Source organism: Rubricoccus marinus, assembly GCF_002257665.1.
Lineage (GTDB): Bacteria > Bacteroidota > Rhodothermia > Rhodothermales > Rubricoccaceae > Rubricoccus > Rubricoccus marinus.
Genome location: NZ_MQWB01000001.1, coordinates 2,815,400 through 2,833,076 on the forward strand (window position 1 = coordinate 2,815,400; position 17,677 = coordinate 2,833,076).

At 69.4% G+C, this 17,677-nt stretch carries 14 protein-coding genes; 8 read left to right on the forward strand and 6 right to left on the reverse strand.

What is annotated here, in order from left to right; genetic code table 11:
- Nucleotides 1–70: 70 nt before the first annotated feature.
- Together BSZ36_RS11835 and BSZ36_RS11840 are read right to left on the reverse strand one after the other, a co-directional pair.
- Nucleotides 71–883 carry a T9SS type A sorting domain-containing protein gene (locus tag BSZ36_RS11835; RefSeq protein ID WP_094549200.1) on the reverse strand — a complete coding sequence of 271 codons (813 nt, stop codon included), beginning with the start codon at nucleotides 881–883 and terminating at the stop codon, nucleotides 71–73.
- A 4-nt stretch (nucleotides 884–887) separates the two neighbouring features.
- Nucleotides 888–2,399: a tail fiber domain-containing protein gene (locus tag BSZ36_RS11840; protein ID WP_179271162.1), complete on the reverse strand. Its 1,512-nt coding sequence runs from the start codon at nucleotides 2,397–2,399 to the stop codon at nucleotides 888–890.
- Nucleotides 2,400–2,833: 434 nt separating this feature from the next.
- Between BSZ36_RS11840 and BSZ36_RS11845 the strand changes: the two genes are divergently transcribed.
- From BSZ36_RS11845 to lon, 3 genes are all read left to right on the forward strand, one after another.
- Nucleotides 2,834–5,134: a TonB-dependent receptor gene (locus BSZ36_RS11845; protein ID WP_094549204.1), complete on the forward strand. Its 2,301-nt coding sequence runs from the start codon at nucleotides 2,834–2,836 to the stop codon at nucleotides 5,132–5,134.
- A 51-nt stretch (nucleotides 5,135–5,185) separates the two neighbouring features.
- Entirely contained in the window at nucleotides 5,186–6,334 is a 1,149-nt protein-coding gene (locus BSZ36_RS11850; protein ID WP_143536881.1) for a PepSY-associated TM helix domain-containing protein, read from the forward strand.
- Between the two features lie 363 nt (nucleotides 6,335–6,697).
- Nucleotides 6,698–9,271, forward strand: coding sequence for an endopeptidase La (lon, locus tag BSZ36_RS11855; protein ID WP_094549208.1), 2,574 nt, complete (start codon nucleotides 6,698–6,700; stop codon nucleotides 9,269–9,271).
- 94 nt (nucleotides 9,272–9,365) lie between these two features.
- On the opposite strand, the gene BSZ36_RS11860 is transcribed toward lon, so the two are convergent.
- The 4 genes from BSZ36_RS11860 to BSZ36_RS11875 form a co-directional block, all read right to left on the reverse strand.
- Entirely contained in the window at nucleotides 9,366–9,938 is a 573-nt protein-coding gene (locus tag BSZ36_RS11860; RefSeq protein WP_094549210.1) for a hypothetical protein, read from the reverse strand.
- An 89-nt stretch (nucleotides 9,939–10,027) separates the two neighbouring features.
- The gene (locus BSZ36_RS11865; protein ID WP_094549212.1) at nucleotides 10,028–10,456 is read right to left on the reverse strand and encodes a hypothetical protein; all 429 of its coding nucleotides are present in this window, start codon (nucleotides 10,454–10,456) and stop codon (nucleotides 10,028–10,030) included.
- Entirely contained in the window at nucleotides 10,456–10,968 is a 513-nt protein-coding gene (locus BSZ36_RS19450) for a ComEA family DNA-binding protein (RefSeq protein WP_094549213.1), read from the reverse strand. Before BSZ36_RS19450 ends, BSZ36_RS11865 begins: the two co-directional genes overlap by 1 nt.
- Nucleotides 10,969–10,978: 10 nt before the next feature.
- Complete coding sequence (locus BSZ36_RS11875; protein ID WP_179271163.1) at nucleotides 10,979–12,604, reverse strand: alkaline phosphatase family protein; 1,626 nt, start codon at nucleotides 12,602–12,604, stop codon at nucleotides 10,979–10,981.
- An 85-nt stretch (nucleotides 12,605–12,689) separates the two neighbouring features.
- Between BSZ36_RS11875 and BSZ36_RS11880 the strand changes: the two genes are divergently transcribed.
- From BSZ36_RS11880 to BSZ36_RS11900, 5 genes are all read left to right on the forward strand, one after another.
- Nucleotides 12,690–14,069: a cytochrome P450 gene (locus BSZ36_RS11880; protein ID WP_179271164.1), complete on the forward strand. Its 1,380-nt coding sequence runs from the start codon at nucleotides 12,690–12,692 to the stop codon at nucleotides 14,067–14,069.
- Between the two features lie 57 nt (nucleotides 14,070–14,126).
- Nucleotides 14,127–14,444 (forward strand): hypothetical protein, encoded by a 318-nt coding sequence (locus BSZ36_RS11885; protein ID WP_094549219.1) that lies wholly within the window; start codon nucleotides 14,127–14,129, stop codon nucleotides 14,442–14,444.
- A 41-nt stretch (nucleotides 14,445–14,485) separates the two neighbouring features.
- Entirely contained in the window at nucleotides 14,486–15,487 is a 1,002-nt protein-coding gene (locus BSZ36_RS11890; RefSeq protein WP_094549221.1) for an ABC transporter ATP-binding protein, read from the forward strand.
- 70 nt (nucleotides 15,488–15,557) lie between these two features.
- A complete protein-coding gene (locus BSZ36_RS11895) occupies nucleotides 15,558–16,559 on the forward strand; it encodes an ABC transporter permease (protein ID WP_094549223.1) in 1,002 nt (333 codons plus the stop codon).
- A 70-nt stretch (nucleotides 16,560–16,629) separates the two neighbouring features.
- Complete coding sequence (locus BSZ36_RS11900; protein ID WP_094549225.1) at nucleotides 16,630–17,640, forward strand: hypothetical protein; 1,011 nt, start codon at nucleotides 16,630–16,632, stop codon at nucleotides 17,638–17,640.
- The last annotated feature ends 37 nt before the right edge of the window (nucleotides 17,641–17,677 follow it).

Genomic DNA, 17,677 nt, shown 5'->3' on the forward strand with positions numbered 1-17,677 from the left:
GGGCGGGATCAAGAGCGTGTGGGGGCCGGCGATACGGCGTGGCGGACCACGCGCGTACTACCTCGTCGTCTTAGCGCACAACCTGGAGTTGGCGGCTCATCCGCTCCCCGTCCACGTCGAGCACGTAGACGTAGGTGCCGGGCGCGAGGCCGCTGGCGTCGACGGTGACGCGGTGCGTGCCCGCCGCCGCGACGCCCTCGTAGAGGGACGAGACCTCGCGTCCGCGCACGTCGTAGAGCGTGAGAACGGCCACGGCCTCTCGCGAGAGCGTGAACGTGATCCGCGCCGTCTGGCCCACGGGGTTCGGCATGGTGGCGCCGAGCACGGGCCGCTCGCCAGAGGCGGCGGGCGCCTCGTCGGTCTCGGCCTTCGCCAGAGGCGCCTCGGCGGCGGGCACGTCGGCGAGGGGCGTTCCAGGACGGGCGCTGAGATCGCGGCCGTCGGCGGTGACCGTAGCTGGACCGGCGTCCGCTTCTCGCTTGGAAGAGGCGACAGGCGCGTCACGGCCGTCAGGGAAGACGTTCACGGCCTGAAAGCGCGTGATGGTGGGCACGGCGCCATCGCGACCCATGTCCAACCCCGCGTCGTAGCTGACATAGACGGCGCGTGGGTCGATGCTAGGCCCCGGGGCGGCCTTGTCCTGATCCGACACTCGCGAGCCAGTCAGTGTCCGGCCGTCGCGCGCCAGGGTGGGACGGAGGGGTGCAGCGCCCGGGACGTCCTGATCAGACGACGGTTTGGCTTCGAGGATCACGCGTTCGGCGGGGATGAGCTCTCCGGGGGCGTCGGCGTCGGAGGGTGCGCGCCTCTGGGCGTCGGCCGAGGGCGCGGCGGCAACCACGGCGAGGGCGAGGCCGGCAAGGGCGTATGTGAAGTGCTTCATATGTCTACTGGTCGCGCGCGGCGAGTTCGGAGACGAGGCGCTCAAGCTCGGCGATGCGCTCGCGCAGTTCGTCGTTCTCCGCCGCGAGGGCCTGAATCGACGCCATCGCGACGCCGTCCGCGTCGGCCATAGAGATGGAGGTGTCGTTCACCCCCAGTCCGAAGGCGGCCCGGAAGTCCTGGGACATGGGGCCGAGGTGGCGCACGCTCTCGGCGTCGGCGCGGTAGCGCCAGGTGGTCAACGGGATCTCGCGGACGGCAGAGAGGATCTGCGCGTTGTCGACAGGCAGGAAGTCCGTTTTGAGGTGGACGCTGGAGCTCCCGTTCACCGTCCCCAGCGCGGTCAGGTTGCCTGCGTCGTCAAGGGTGAGGAGCGTCTCGTCATCGCCGGGGTCGCCCGCGGCGTTGGTATCCACTACCTGGAACGGAGCGCTGCCCGCGTAGTCGGCCGAGAGCTCCAGGCGTCCACTTCCCAGGATGTCGCCGCCTGCGCTCAAGTCCCCGCTGGCGCTCACGCTAGAGGCGGCGAGCGTGCCGCTAAAGGCGCCGTTGCCCGCTACCGTGAGCCGCTCTGTGGGCGCCGCAGTGCCTAAGCCGATGTCGCCTCCCGAGGCGATGTAGAGCGTGTTGGTGGGCGCTCCGGGACGGATGCGGAACGGCAATGCCGAGCCGTTGGTGACATCGCGGACGAAGAAGTTGGACTCGTTGCCCGCCATGTCCCACGCCTGTGGAGACCAGCCCGCCGTGCCGTTCTGCTCCAACCGGATGCTCGGGGTGTCGCCGTCGGCGACGTGGAGTTCGAGAACGGGGGTGGCCGTTCCCAGGCCGACGTTGCCGCCCGAGCTCCCGATAACCAGGGCGTTCGCGCCCGCACCCGCGTCGATTCGGAAGGGCCTCGTCCCCGCCGTCGCGTCGTCGATGCCGAAGTAGCTCGCGCCTCCGTTGGCGGAATCGTTGATCTGGATGCGCCAGTCGTTGCGGGGGAATGCGGCGGAGCTGCTCGTGTCGTCGAAGTGGATCCGGAGGTTGTTCTCCTTGTACCGCTGCGTGTCGAACCCGAACGACTCGGCCGAGGCGCAGTCTACCCCAACGCAGAGGCTGCCCTGGATCGTGACGTCTTGCGCGTGGACGATCACCATCGCGGCGTCCTGAACGCTCGCGGCGCCCTCCACCCACGCGAACCGCCCTTCCTGGACGATGACCTCGTGCTCGTGGTCGAGTTCAGAGAGAACGGCCTGGTAGGCGTACTCGCCGTCTGGCAGCCCGAGTGACGCGAGGTCAAGCGACGGCGTCTCCGCGCCCGCGAATGCCCGCATCACGACGATGCCCTCCGGCCCGGAGATCTCGAGCGTGAGGTGCCCCACGGTAACGAGTGGGGTCCACGCGATGCGGCCGTCCTCTACGCTGACGCGCAGCGGCGGCGGATCGTCGGAGAGGGGTGCAGCGGACGCGACCGATCCAGCGAAGACGACGATAGCCAGCGCAAGGGCGGAGGCCAGGGAAAACGGACGGGGCATGACAGGCATGGCTGGGGGAAGAAGCCGGGCGTCCCGGCATTCACACCTTACGAGCCAGGACGTTACCAAACCCCATTTTCTCACCTCTGCCTGCACATCGTTTCAGGCAGAAGCCGTTCGGTAACAAGAGCCTGTGGCCAAGCCCGTCCTCCACAGCGGCGCCCACCCGGCCTCTGGCGAGCCGCGCGCCGCGCAAGAGGCCCTGACGCATGGGCCTGTAGAGCTCTGCCCAGGCCTCTGGCGCGGTAATCGGTCGCGCATCGGCGGCGCAACGCCTCGAGTGGGTCCCGCGCCAGAGGCCGAGTCAAGATGCCGTGGAGTTGAGATAGGAGGCGAAAAGCCCCCGGCGCTCTATTTGGATCTAGTCTAAATTAAAGCTCCCGCGCCTCCTCAGAGCTCATCTGGAGGCCTTTGCTCACTCTGTCTCTTCGACGATGCCGTTCCTGCGCCTCCCTCTCGGCCTGCTAGTCCTCTCTGCTTTCCTCACACTCAGCGCCTCCGCGCAGACCGGCTCTCTGGCGGGCCGTGTCGTTGACGGCAACGGGTTTGGCGTCGCCGACGCCGTTGTTCTCGCGACGGACCAGACGGGCGGCGTCAGCCGAAGCGGAGTGACCGCGCCGGATGGCGTCTATGAGATCGCGGACCTCGCTCCGGGAGCCTATGCCATTGAGGCCCACATTGACGGCGCGCCTAGCGGCTGGACCAGCATCGCGACCATTGTCGCCGGTCAGGCCACGGCGCTCGATGTGCGCTTGGATCTCTACCTCCTCCGCGAGTCCGTGACCGTGACCGCGAGCGCGACAAACGCCGACGTCGACGCCGAGGAGATCGAGCGCTGGCAGGCCAACGACCTCGCGGACGTGTTCCGAACGATCCCGTCGGTCTCGGTCGGCGGCTCGCTCGGGCTCGCGCAGAAGATCTACCTCCGGGGCCTGGAAGACACCCAGCTCAACGTCAACGTTGACGGCGCTCAGCTGACCGGGACGCTGTTCCACCACATCGGCCGCGTCCAGATCGAGCCCGAGCTCTTGGAAGAGGTCGAAGTCCAGGCCGGGGCCGGCGAGGCGACCGCCGGGTTCGGCGCCATCGGCGGGGCCATCCGGTTCCGCACAAAGGACGCCGACGACCTGCTCGCGCCGGGCCGCCGCGTGGGCGCTCTCGCGAAGGGAAGCGTGTTCACCAACGAGGGCTACAAAACGAGCCTGAGCGCGTTCGGCCGCGTGACCGACGGATGGAGCGTACTCGGATCGGCCATCTACGTCGACCGCGGCACGCTGACCGATGGCGGCGGCGCCGAACTGTTCGGGACAGCGGCCGACCAGTTCCTCGGCTTCGCCAAGGTCACCGGTGCCATCACGGCACGCCAGAGGCTCACGCTGAGCTACGAGCACCGCGACGAGGATGGCGAGTTCGGCGCCCGTCCCAACTGGCCGGTCCTCGAGGGCGAGCCGCTCTTCGCCGGCGATGCCGGGCGGCGGACGGCCGTCGCCAACTACCTCGTGGACGCCGGGCCTCTGGCGTTTATCGAGGCGACCGCCTACGCCACCCGGGCCCAGTTCGAGCAGGACCGGAGCGACCGGTGGGGGCTCTACGGTGCCGACACCGACACGTACGGGTTCGACCTTCGCAACACGAGCTCATTCGGAGCCAACGAGCTGATCTACGGCGTCGAGGGCCGGTTCGACCGCGTCGCCAGCGAGTACCGGGCAGATCCCGAGGTGTGGGCCGATTGGGCGTGGGACCCCGAGATCGGCCGTTTCGAGGAGGCCGGCGACCTGTTCGGCGCCTACCTCCAGGGGCACGCTCGCCCCGTCGCGCCGGTCCTCCTGAGCGCCGGCGTCCGCTACGACTCGTACAGCCTCGACCAGGTCACGTACGGCAACCAAACGAGCAGCGACGGCTTCAGCGGGAACGTCGGCGTGCTGTACGAGCCGCACCCGTTTGTCGACCTCACCGCTGGCGTGGCGCAGGCGTTCCGCGGCAAAGAAGTCGGCGACGCCTTTACGCTTGAGCACCGCCCCGGCAGCATCTCCATCGACCCCAACCTGCAGCCGGAGCGCGTGACCAACGCCGAGGCGGGCGCCACGTTCGACAGCGGTCCGTGGTTCGCCTCCGCCGCGGTGTACCGGATGGCGATTGACGACGTGATCTTGGACCAGCTTGGCAACAACCGCGTCGAGGGCCAGGACGCCGTGTTCTACGAGAACGTGGGTGAGCTCACGACCGACGGAATCGAACTCGGGATCGGCTTTGCGAGCGAGCGGTTCCGCGCCCGCCTCTTCTACACGACCTACGACGCCGAGCTCAACGACCACACCGTTGAGGGCTACGAGGAGATCGGCCTGGCGAACGCCTCTGGCGACACGTGGGACCTCTCGCTCCTCTTCGCGCCGACGCGGACCGTCGAGCTGGGGTGGAACACCCGCGTCGTCCAGGACCTCGACGACATCACCGTGCTGTACCGGGCCGTCGAGATCGGCTGGATCGACGCGCTCCAGACCGTCGACAAGCCCGGCTACGCCGTTCACGACCTCGCCGCCCGCTGGTCGCCCCGCCTCGGCGGCGCACTGGGCCGACGCGTCGAACTCGGCCTGACCGTCCGGAACCTCTTCGACGTCCAGTACCGCGACCACGCCAGCGTGGCCGACTACAACGCGATCGCGGGCTGGGAAGGGGTCGCCGGGCTTTACGAGGCCGGCCGCGATATCAGGCTCTCGGTCTCGCTCGGCCTCTAGCCTGCTCAACCCGTCTGGGGCGGTCCCGTCGTGGGGCCGCTCCTGTGCGCCATGAAGCTCCGCCCGGCTCTTCTGCTCTGGCACCGCTGGTTCGGCCTCTTGGCCGCGCTGTGGCTGACCCTGCTCGCGCTGACCGGCTCGGCGATCGTGTACTACGACGAGCTAGACCGGCTCCTCGTCCCGGAGCAACGCACCGTCACTCCCGGCGGCGCGGCCGCCCCGCTGGATTCCGTCGCAGCGGCGGCGACGGCTGGGTACCCCGGCACCTACGCGCGCTTTTTCGATCTCGCCAACCGGCCCGACGAGACCACGCGCGTGTTCCTCGCCGACCGGCCGGATAGCGCGACGCCTCTGGCGCACGAGACGCACGTCTTCGTCGATCCGTACTCCGCCGAGGTGGCCGGCGCGCGAGAAGTGGGGCAGGTCCGCCTCGACCGACAGCACGCCATGGACGTGGTGTACGGGCTCCACGTCGACCTCTTGATGGGACACACGGCGGCGTGGTTGCTCGGCCTGCTGGGGATCCTGTGGGCGCTCGATCACATCGCAGGAGCGGCCCTCGCGCTTCCTCGGTTGTCGAAGTGGAAGCGGAGCTTTGTGGTCAAGTGGAAGGCGGGCGGCTACCGCCGGGACTACGACCTCCACCGGGCGGTCGGCCTCTGGCTCCTGCCCGTCACGCTTATGCTCGCGCTGAGCGGGGCCTACTTCAACTGGTACGACTACGCCGAAGCGGCGGCCTCGACCGTCTCGGAGCTCACGCCGCGCTACCCGTACACGCTTCCAGACCTCGACGCGCCACTTTACGACGCCCCGGTTCCGCTCGACCAGATCGTCGCAGCGGCTGCGGCAGAGGGCAACGGCCGCGGCGTCGACATGATCGGGTACATGCCAGCAAAGGGTGTCTACGAGGCCCGCGTGTTCTCGGTAGATGACATCGACTCGCACGGGCGCCAGCTCGTCACCGTCAGCGCGCAGACCGGCGCGGTGCTGGACAGCCGCCACCAATCGGAAGGGACCGCGGCGGACGCCGTTTTCGCGTGGCAGTACCCGCTCCACTCGGGGAAAGCGTTTGGAGGCATCGGCCGCTTTATCGTCTTCGTGTCGGGGATCGCGGTCGTCGCGCTCAACGTGACAGGGATCACGATCTGGTGGCGCAAGAGGCGATCCCGCAAACCGCGCCGGACCCGCCCCGCGGTCTGACTGGAATCTCCCACGGCGTGAACCGGACAAACGACCTCGTGATACGCCAGAGGCCTCTGGCGCAGTAGTCATTGGCGCCATTGGCGCGCGACCCGACATGGAGCGACTCCGGGACGTTCCGACAAGACCGATGCCTCTGGCACACCCACGGGCGACCAAGAGCTCGCATCTGATGCGCATATGTCCGACGCCTCTGGCGAGAGCAGAGGCCTTTCCAGTGGTGAGCCGTGCGTTTCCAACCGACTCCCGGTCGCGCCGGAACCCTCGCCACGTACGCGAGAACAACCCCGTCGGACGTCTGCGGAACCCGGCGCCAGAGGCCGGGTTGACGGGCGGCTCTAATTTTTGGCAATAACGGATTTTATGAACCCCATCTCCCCCTCGCTCTTCGCCGCCTCCGATCCCGAGCAGTCCATCCCGCTGCTCACGCCGGACGAGGAGCGCGAGATGCACACGTCCGAGCTCCCGGATGACCTCCCCATCCTCGCGCTCCGCAACACGGTCCTGTACCCGGGCGTCGTCCTGCCCATCACAGTCGGGCGCGACGCGAGCCTGAAGCTGGTCAAGGACGCGTATGGCGACGACCGGACGATCGGCGTGGTCGCGCAGAAAAGTGCCGAGACGGAGGACCCAGATCCTGCTGACCTCTACGAGGTGGGCACGGCGGCGACGATCCTCAAGCTGATCAAGATGCCCGACGGCTCCGTCAGCATCGTGATCCAGGGCAAGCGGCGGTTCGACCTCGGCGAGATCACCCAGACCGACCCCTACTTCCGCGCGAAGGTCTCCCCCATCGAAGAGGAAGACCCGGCCGAGGACGATGAGGCAGAGCTCTCCGCGCGCGTGCGGAGCATCAAGGAGCTCGCGGTGCAGATCGTCAACATGAGCCCCAACCTCCCCAGCGAGGCGGCCTACGCGATCCGCAACATCGAGAGCCCCGGCTTTCTCGTCCACTTTATCGCGAGCAACCTCCAGATCGACGTCGAGAAAAAGCAGGAGTTGCTGGAAACGCTGCCGCTCTTGGAGCGCGCGGCGCTCGTCCTGGAGCACCTGGAGCAGGAGATCCGCGTGCTGGAGATCAGCGAGGAGATCCGCTCCAAGGTCAAGACCGACGTGGACCAGCAGCAGCGGGAGTTTTTCCTGCGCCAGCAGCTCAAAGCCATCCAGGACGAACTGGGCGACGGCGAGGGCGGCGGCGTGGAGGCGGCCGAGCTGCGCCAGAGGCTGGACGAAAAGCGGGACGATCTACCAGAGACGGTGATCGAGGCCGTGGAAAAGGAGCTCACCAAGCTGGGCCGCACGAACCCCGCGAGCCCGGAATACTCGGTCGTCCGCAACTACGTGGAGACGATCCTGGACCTTCCGTGGCAGCACGTGTCCGAGGACTCGCTGGACATCGCGAAAGCGCGCGAAGTCCTCGACGAGGACCACTACGGGCTGGATGACGTCAAAAAGCGCATTCTGGAGTACCTCGCCGTTCTCAAGCTCAAGGGCGAGCGCGACGGCGAGAGCGTCAGCCGCGCTCCCATCCTCTGCTTCTACGGCCCTCCCGGAGTCGGCAAAACGTCGCTCGGCAAGAGCATCGCTCGCTCCCTCGGGCGCGAGTTCGTGCGCATGAGCCTGGGCGGTGTGCGTGACGAGGCCGAGATCCGCGGCCACAGGCGCACCTACATCGGGTCCATGCCCGGCCGCATCCTGCAGAGCCTCAAGAAGGCCGGCACAAGCAACCCCGTGTTCATGCTGGACGAGGTGGACAAGCTGGGCTCCGACTTCCGCGGCGACCCCTCTTCCGCCCTGCTCGAAGTCCTCGACCCGGAGCAGAACGACGCGTTCAACGACCACTACATGGAGTTGGACTATGACCTCTCCAAGGTCATGTTCATCGCCACGGCCAACTACCTCGAGAACATCCCGGCGCCGCTGCGCGACCGGATGGAGATCATCGAAATCACCGGTTACACGCTGGGTGAGAAGCGCCAGATCGCGAAGCAGTACCTCGTCCCTCGCCAGACCGAACGCAACGGCCTAAACGACGATCAGCTCACGATTGAGACCGACGCCTTGGACCTCCTGATCGAGGGTTACACCCGCGAGAGCGGCGTGCGCCAACTGGAGCGGACCATCGGCGGCGTGGCCCGCGGCGTGGCCGTCAAGGTGGCCTCTGGCGAGAGCGAGCACGAGACCGTGGAGGTGGACGATGTCAAGGAGTACCTCGGCGCGCGGAAGTTCTTCAATGAGACCGCCGAGCGGACCGAAGTCCCCGGCGTGGCCACAGGCCTGGCGTGGACGCCCGTCGGCGGCGACATCCTGTTCATCGAAGCCTCTGCCTCTCGCGGGAATGGCAAGATGACGCTCACCGGCAAGCTGGGCGACGTGATGCGCGAGAGCGCGCAAGCCGCTCAGTCCTGGGTCCGCGCCCACGCCGACGACCTGGGCATCCCGCCAGAGGCCTTCCGCTACTGGGACCTCCACGTGCACGTGCCGGCGGGCGCCATCCCGAAGGACGGCCCGAGCGCGGGCGTGGCTATGGTGGCAGCGCTCACGAGCATCTACACGCAGCGCCGCGTGCGCCACGACGTAGCGATGACAGGCGAGATCACGCTTCGCGGACTCGTCCTGCCGGTCGGCGGGATCAAAGAAAAGGTCCTGGCCGCGCGTCGCGCGGGCATCGAGACCGTCGTCCTGCCGGAGAAAAACCAGAAAGACGTGGACGAGATCAAGGACGTGGCCGTCGAGGGCCTGGAGGTCAAGTACGTCTCGCGCATCACGGACGCGCTGGACCTGATCCTAGAGCCCGAGGTCATGGAAGACCCCGAGACCCGCTTTGCCGTCTCCGAGCAGGACAAAGCGCTCGCCTCTGGCGCAGCGCCCTCCCCTGATCCCATTGTGATCGCCTCTGGCGAAGAGGAGGACGAAGAGCCCGCGATGGCGCTGTAAGCAAGCCAGCCGTCTGATAGAACCCAAAGAGCCTCTGGCGCGACGATGCGCCAGAGGCTCGGTCATGTTTGGCGCGTCGCCAGCGGCCTCGCGGCTATCGGCCCAGCGCGTACCCGAGCCGGACAACGGGCGCGATGCTGGACCGCACGTCGGTGCCGCCCTGGCGCTCAAACGTCCTGATGGGATCCCAGTCCGAGTAGCGAACGGCCTGCACATCCACGCCGAGCGTGAGCGAAGACGACAGGTGCGTTGCCGCACCGACTTCGAAGCCGTACCGAACGCGCTCGTCGTAATACTGGCCCACGTGCAGCTGTCCGATGATCCCGACGTGCGCATCCGCCAGAGGCCCCGGCAACCACGCCTCTGGCGCGCGAGCCGTCAGCGCCGCACCCGCGGAGTACCCGAGGCGGGGGCTCGTCCGCCCCTCGAAGCAGTCGATGATGCCGCAGGAGGTGTAGTCATACGCCCCTTCGAGTCCGACGCCAAACGATGGCTCGATAGACACGACAGACGCTACAGGAATGCGGCCCCGTATCTCTGCAATGCCCGCCGAGCCTTCGAAGCCGCTAGAGGGCCCCACGCTCAGCGTGACGGCGTCGAACGGGATCGGAATCTGCGCCGTGGCGCCAGAGGCGAGCAACGCCGCGAGGAGTATCAGATAACGCATGGGCCCGGGGTAGGTGACAGCCCAAAATGCGCCTCTGGCGGGACATTTCGCAATCCTCTCGTGTGTGCCCGGGTGCGGGCGCCAGAGGCTCAGTCGGCCAGCGCGGGGTGGCGGTACGTGGCCGCGGCGGCCAGGATGGCCGCGAGCGCGAGCATTCCCGGCGCCAGAAGCGGGCTCGCGCCGCTCACGGCGTCCCAGATCAGCGACGCCAGAGGCTCGTTGGGGGTCACCTCCAGCGCGAACTCGACGTTGCCCTTCGCGTGGAGGACGATGCCCGCCACGCTGCCGAGCACGACCGCGCCGGCGGTCCAGCGCACGGCTCGGATCGAGCGGAGTGAGGGCGCGCGCCACGCCCACGCGGTGGTGAGCAGGCCGAGCCCGATCATCACGAACGGGAGGACCTGGAGCCGGTCCGCGTAGTGCTCCACGAGGAGCAGTTCAGCGCCCGCGGCCCCGAAGGTCAGGGCCGCGGCGCCGAACAGGAAGCGCCGGTAGAAGTGTTCAACCGACGCGGCCATTACTGCGCGAGGTAGACGGCGGCGGCAGTCGCATCGCCCTCGGTCACGACCTCAGCGTAGCGGGCCATAAAGGCCTCTTGCGTGCTGTAGGGCCGGCCCTCGATCAGCGCCGCAGCCTCGGCCTCGCCGACGCCCGGAAGCTGCATCATCGTCTCGATGTCGCTCTCGTCGAAGGAGACGGGCACGTAGACGTAGGAGAGGTAGCCGTCCAGAATCGCGTCGTCGTTGTCGATGTACTTACCGATCTCGCGGCGGAACTGGGCGACGCTCGTCCACGGGCGGTACTCCTCGAACTCGTGCGCCATGCGGTCGCCGACGTCGGGGATGGTCTTGAACTCCTCGTCAGTGGCGGTGTTGAGGTTGAGCGGGGCCGCCGGCGCGGCGGCGGGGGCCTCCATGCCGGGCTCGGCAGGAACGTCGGCGGTCGGGGCCTCTGGCGCGTCGGCGGGCTCAGAGGGCTCGCAGGCCGTCAGGGCGAGGCCGGCGACAAGGGTGAGGGCGAGGAAACGCATAGCGGGTGGATCAGGGGGTGATAAGAAGGTCGAGGATCAGGGCCGTCACGTCGAGCTGGGTCGGCTGCGGGCCGACCGCGCGGGTGACGCGCTCCCGAATCTCGTTGCCAGAGGCGGACGCGTTCGCGACGATCAGAGGAATGATGGAGTCCGAGCGGCTGGCGCTGCCGTGGCCGCTGGCGCCGCCGTCGTGGAAAAAGAAGCGCTCCGCCAGAGGCTGCTCGGCGCCCGAACGCGCGAGAAGGAGGATATCGCCTGCGCGGTGCCCCATCGGGCCATCGGTCAGCCACCCGAGGCGCTCTTCCACCGCGACGAGGTCCGGGCGCGGGTTGCGCGCGAAGTACGCCGTCAGAGACACCGGCTGCCCGTCCACGAGGACTTGGAACGGGACGCTCTCGCCACGGCGCGAGGCGCGAACGAGGACCAAATCGAGCGAGCCCGCGAGCGAGTCGGACGCGGCGAGGGCGCGGGCGACGGGCAGCACGTCGGCGTCCAGGCGCGGCGCGCGCGACCAGTCGCACACGGTGTCGCACGCGGTCTGATCGGCGACGTAGAGGAACGCGGCCGCCTCGTTGACCGCCATCACCACGTCGAAGTCCTCGCCCTTGTCGCCCAGAGAGGGATCGCGCAGCCGGAGCCCGAGGCTGTCCAGCACGGCCGATGTCTTTTCGCGGAGCGACTGCCCCGGCTCCGGGAGCGTGTCCGTGTGCCCGTGGTCGGCCACGACAACGACCCAGAGGTCCTGGAGTGCGCCTCTGGCGCGGTAGGCGTCCAGCACGTTCGCGAGGTCGTCCGCGGTCTCGTCGCGGAGGTAGGCGCGCTGCGCCTCCTCGCCGCCGCCGTGCGCCGCGAGGTCCGGCCCGCCGAAGTAGGCGACCTGGAGGTCCGGGATGCCGTGGCGTTTCATGGACGAGATCACGCCGTCGCTCGCGTCGTCATCCACTTCCTCGAAGACCTCCTCGCCGCCGCCGAAGATGGCCTCGATGGCGCCTTCGATGAGTTCGCCGATGTCGCCCAGGTCAGGCCGCGTGAGCACGTCGGCGCCGCGGTAGACGAAGGCGTTGGCGACGTGGGCGCGGACGTCCGCGCGGTCGTAGAGCGTCGGCGTCTGAATTTGCTCGCCCAGGAAGTCGTCGGTGTAGACGGCCAGGGTCTGCTCAAACGTGCCGACGCTGAGCGGGACCGGCGCGTAGATCCTCAGCGAGTCGCGGTCGAACCACTCGTTGCCGACGACGCCGGTCTCGGCGGGCGGCTTGCCGGTAAAGACGGCCGTCCAGCCCGCGGCGGTCTCGGACGGGAAGACCGAGACCACGTCCTCCGCGCCGTACGCGTGCGCCCACAGCGCGCCTCTGGCGCCAGAGGCCGTCTCGCCAGAGGCCGCGCTGGCGCCGAACAACGCCGAGAGCGCCGGCAGGTCGCCCGCCTCCAGCGCGTCCGTCATCACGTCCGCGCCGACGCCGTCGAGCGCGAGGACGAGCACGCGCGGGCCGCCTCTGGCGGTGCGGAGCGTGTCGCGCAGAATCTCCTCGCTGCCCTCGGTGAACAGCTCGCCGACCTCGTCCAGCGTGCCGGGGCGCGTAAGCGCGCAGCCGGAGAGAAAGAGGGCGGCGAGAAAGAGCAGGGCAGAGTAGCGCATGGGGGGTGGGACGCCAGAGGCCCCGGGTGGCTCCGCTTCCGGCGTCAAACTGTGGCGAGCTTCACGATCCCCCCTCTGGCGCCCCATGCCCGCCGACGTCCGCCGCTTCCGCCCGCGCTTCCCGCTCGACCTCGTCATCGCCTTCGCGCGGGACCTCATGGGCGGCTCGCGCCGCATGGACGCCGTCGGCGGCGACGCCGTCTGGGCCGGGCGCGGCGCGACGGGCGTGCTGTGGCTCCGCCACCCGGACCTCGTCCGGGCGCTCCTGATCGAGAACAACGCCGACGTGACCAAGGCGCGCGGGATGCGCATCCTGAGCCTGCTCGTCGGCGACGGGCTGCTGGCCTCCGAGGTGCCCAAGCACACGCGCCAGAGGCGGCTCGTGCTGCCGGCCTTCCACCACGCGCGGCTCCGCGCCTACGGCGAGGTGATGACGCGGCGGAGCGCCGAGACCGCCGGCCTCTGGCGCGACGGCGAGGCCGTGGACGTGAGCGAAGCCATGAACCGGCTGGCCCTCGCGATTGCCGGCGAGACGCTATTCGGCTCCGGCCTGGAGGCCGACGCGGCGCAGATCTCCGACGCCCTCGAAGAGTCCATGGCGGCGTTCGACAAGGCGCAGTTCCCCCTCGCGGACAAGCTCCTCGCGCTCCCGCTTCCCAACGTGCTCCGCGGCAAACGCGCCCGCGCCACGGTCGACGAAGTGGTGTACCGCCTTATCCGCCAGAGGCGGGCCGAGGCCTCTGGCGCGATGGGCGACGGCGCGCCGCCAGAGGCAAACACGCCGGGAGGCACGCGGCAGGACCTGCTCCAGATGCTGCTCGACGCGCAGGACGAGGAGACCGGCGCGGGCATGACCGACGAGGAGGTCCGCGACGAGGCCGTGACGTTGCTCATGGCCGGGCACGAGACGACCGCCAACGCGCTCGCGTGGACGTGGACGCTTCTCGCCCTACACCCCGAGGCCGAGGCCGCGCTCCACGCCGAGGTCGACGCGCTAAACGCGGACCCGACGTTCGACGACCTCCGCGCGCTGCCGGTCACGCGCAACGTGTTCGCCGAGTCCATGCGGCTCATGCCGCCGGCGTGGATCTTCTCGCGAGAGGCCGCGCACGACTTCCGCCTTGCGGGCGAGGTCCCCGTCCCGAAGGGGACCATGATCCTCGTCGCGCCCTACTTCCTCCACCGCGATGCGCGCTTCTGGGACGAGCCTCTGGCGTTCCGCCCCGAGCGGTTCGCGCCAGAGGCCAAAAGCGGGCGCCACAAGTTCGCCTACCTCCCGTTCTCGTTCGGCAAGCGCGGGTGCATCGGCGAGCCGTTCGCGTGGGCCGAAGGCGTCCTCGCCCTCGCGACGATCGCGCGCCGCTGGCGGCTCGCGCTCCCGGGGCCGCCGCCCGCCCCGCACGCCTCGGTCACGCTCCGCGCCGCCGACCTCGAAATGATCGCTCACGCACGTTCTAGGGTGTGACACAGGGGTGACGGCTCGGGGCGCGATCCTGCCAGCAGCCCCCACCCCGCTGCCCCGATGATCGACGTCTCCGCCCTTCGCCCCGACTCGACCTCCGCCGCCGACTTCGTGCTCGGCGTGCTCGCCGCCTCGTCGGAGGCGCCCTTCGGTACGCTCGGGTGGCCCGAGATCAACCGCCTCGCCGCCCGCTGGCTCCGCCCCACCGGCGAGGGCGCGGACACGACGCGCGTCGGGCACGCCCTCGTGTTGGAGATGGCCGCCGAGGGCTTGGTAGAGGCCGAGACGACGACCGCCGCCGACGGCTCCGAGATGGTGGAGCGCGTGGTGCACCCGCGCTTTTTCGGCGTTGAGGCCGCGCGGCGCTTAGCAGCCTAGCGCCAGAGGCCTCTGGCGCAACCTTTGGCCGTTCGTGCCGTGTGGAGGGGTTCACCCGTCCGTCCGCCGTGCTCGCGATCCAAACCCGGGGCCTCGCCAAGACCTACTCCGGCCGCCCCCCCGTCGTCGCCCTCCGCCCGCTGGACCTGGACGTGCAGCCCGGCGAGATCTTCGGCCTCCTCGGCCCCAACGGCGCGGGCAAGACCACGCTCGTCAAGCTGCTGCTCGGCATCGTGCACCCCACCGAGGGCGAGGCGTCGATGTTCGGCACGAGTGTCACCGAGCCTCTGGCGCGGAAGCCGGTGGGCTTCCTTCCCGAGAACCACCGCTTCCCGGACTACCTCACGGCGCGCCAGACCCTGGACCTCTTCGCGCGCATGGCCGGCGCGGACAGCGCGCGCGCCCCGGCTCTGCTGGAAAAGGTGCGCCTCGCGGGTGCCGCGGACCGGAAGGTCAAGACGTTCTCCAAGGGCATGATGCAGCGGCTCGGCATTGCCCAGGCGCTTATGGCCGGCCCCAAGCTCGTCTTCCTAGATGAGCCCACCGACGGCGTGGACCCGGTCGGCCGGCGCGAGATCCGGGACCTCCTGCTGGAGCTCGCCGCCGAGGGCGTGACGCTGTTTCTCAACTCGCACCTGCTCAGCGAGATCGAGCGCGTCTGCACGCGCGTCGCCATCATGAAAGAGGGTGAGATCGTGCGCGACGGGACCGTCGAGGCGCTGACCCAAACGGGCCGCCTCTGGCGCCTGCGCGCGACGCCCATTCCCGAATCCGTGGCCCACACCATCGGCGGCACGCTGCAGCCCGACCCGGCGCCCATCCTCTCGCCAGAGGCCTCTGCGGCCGCCGCCTCTGGCGAGACGCCGCTGCGCGGCTACACCCTCGCCGCACCCGACCGCGCCGCCCTCAACACCGCGTTGGACGCGATGCGAGCCTCTGGCGTCGAGATCGAGGCCGTGGAGCCGCTTCGGCAATCGCTGGAAGACCTCTTCGTCGAGGTTGTGAGCGAGCCCTCCGGCGCGCCCGTAGCCGACTCCCTGTAGCCTCTGGCGCCAGAGGCCTCCTCTGTCCCACCGCTTTCGGACCATCAGCCTCTCTGGCTTCCCCTCCTCTATGCTCGGCGTCCTCCTCCTCACCCTCCGCGAGCTCCGCGCCAAGTGGATCGTCGTGGGCCTGTTCGTCATCGCGACGGTGATCTGGGGCACGATGGCCCTCGCGCTGCAGTTGGATGTCGTGGACGGCTCGCTCGCGGGCGCCCGCATCTTCGGCGACGAGGCCATCGGTGAGGAGATCCAGCGCGAGATGACGACGAGCGGCCCGCCCGTGGCGGATTCGCTCGCCTCTCCCGCGGCGGACTCGTCCGCGGCGCCTCTGGCGGCCGACTCGGCCGCGGCCCCCACGCGGGCGCCATACGCGGACGCGCCAGAGGCTCAACCGGCCTCTGGCGGCGATGGCGCCACCATGTTCGGCGCCACGTCCCTTCTGGAGAGCATCGCGTTTACGGGTCAGGTGTTCGTGGCCGGCGCGGCGTACTGGGTCGGGATCCTGCTCGCGCTGTTCGCGACGGGCGGGCTCGTGGCGTCGTTGCTCTCGCGCGGCGAGGTGGACCTCCTGCTTTCCAAGCCGCTCTCGCGCAGTCAGATCCTGATGGGGCGGCTGGGCGGCGTGTGGCTCGTGGCGCTGGCGCTGTTGACGTACCTCATCACGTCCGTCTGGCTCGTGATGTCGATCAAGACCGGCGTCTGGCACCCCCGCTTTCTCCTCGCGATCCCGGTCATCTGGGGCATGTTCGCGGTCCTCTACTCTGTCGTGACGCTCGTCAGCGTGACGACGGGCAGCGCCGCGCTCTCGCTGATGACGGTGCTCGCCGTGCTCTTCGCGACGCTCGTCCTCTCCGTCGAGGCGCTCGACACGCAGGTGGCCGCCGCGTGGCGCCCACTCATCGTCGGGCTGCGGCATGCGCTTCCCCGCTTCCCCGCCGTCGGCGTCCAACTGGTGCCGAAACTCGCGGGAGCCGAGCCCGTAGCGGGCCTCGGCGCCTTCGGTGCATCTCTCGGGATCGGCGCCCTCCTCTACGCTCTCGCGTTCTGGCGCTTCGCGCGCCGGGACTTCTGACCTCCGCGCCTCTGGCGCCCGCCTCGCCAGAGGCCCACCGTCCGCCCTCTGGCGCTCACCCCCGCTTTCCATGCACGCACACCGTTTCTCGCGCCGGTTCGCCCTGGCTGCGCTCCCCGTATCGCTTGCGCTCCTGATCGCGGGCGCGTTCCTGGCGGGCTGCCAGGATTCCGTTTCCGCCGCCGGCGGCCCCGTCTCGCTCCAGACGACGGAGGCCCTGGACGTTCTCCCCGCCAACGCGGCGATGGTCGGCATGATCGACTTCGAGTCGGCGCGCGCGAACGGCGCGTTGGACAGCATGATGGAGGGCGAGATGAGCCCCTTCGGCGCCAACGGCTCCTCCGAAATGGACGAGTTCATCCGCCTGACCGGCTTCGACCCCGCGACCGACATCGAGCGCGTGTACGTGGCCGGCTCGCCAGAGGCCGAGACCGGCGCCCTCGTCGTGTACGCCCGCTTTGACCGCGAGCGGATCGAGCGCGCGATTGAGAGCGAGGCGCCCGACGAGGCCGAGCTGACGCGGACCGAGATCGAAGGCGTCCCCGCGTGGATCGCTGTCGAGGAGGAGGGCGAGGCCTTCGCCTTCGCGCTCCCCAACGACCGCATGATGATGGCCGGGACCGAGAGCGCCGTCCGCGAGATGCTCGCCCGGCACGCCAGCGGCCAGAAGGGGCTCTCCTCGGACGCCAGCATGATCGCGCTCGTCGAGAAAGCGCGCTACCCCGACGGCGCCTGGTTCGTCGTCCGCGGCATCGACGCGCCAGAGGCACCGGCCGCCAGCGCCTCTGGCGACGGCGCGATGGGCCAGCTCGGCAGCCTCGCCGAGAACCTCGTGATGTCGATCGGCTTCCAGAGCAACGGCATGGACGTGGACGCGTACATCGTGCCCCGCGCCGGCGCCGCCGCGAGCGACGTGGCCGACGTGACGCGCGCCGCCGTTTCCGCCATGCGCATGCAGGCCAAGGCCGAGCCCGCGATGATGGACGTGTTGGACGCCGTGAAGGTGGACGAGGAAGGCGCCGCCGTCCGCGTGAGCGGCTTTATGCCGCAGTCGCTCATGGCCACAGCCCACGGCTTCTAGCCCGCTGCTCCCGCTTGGTTTGCTCACGCGCCAGAGG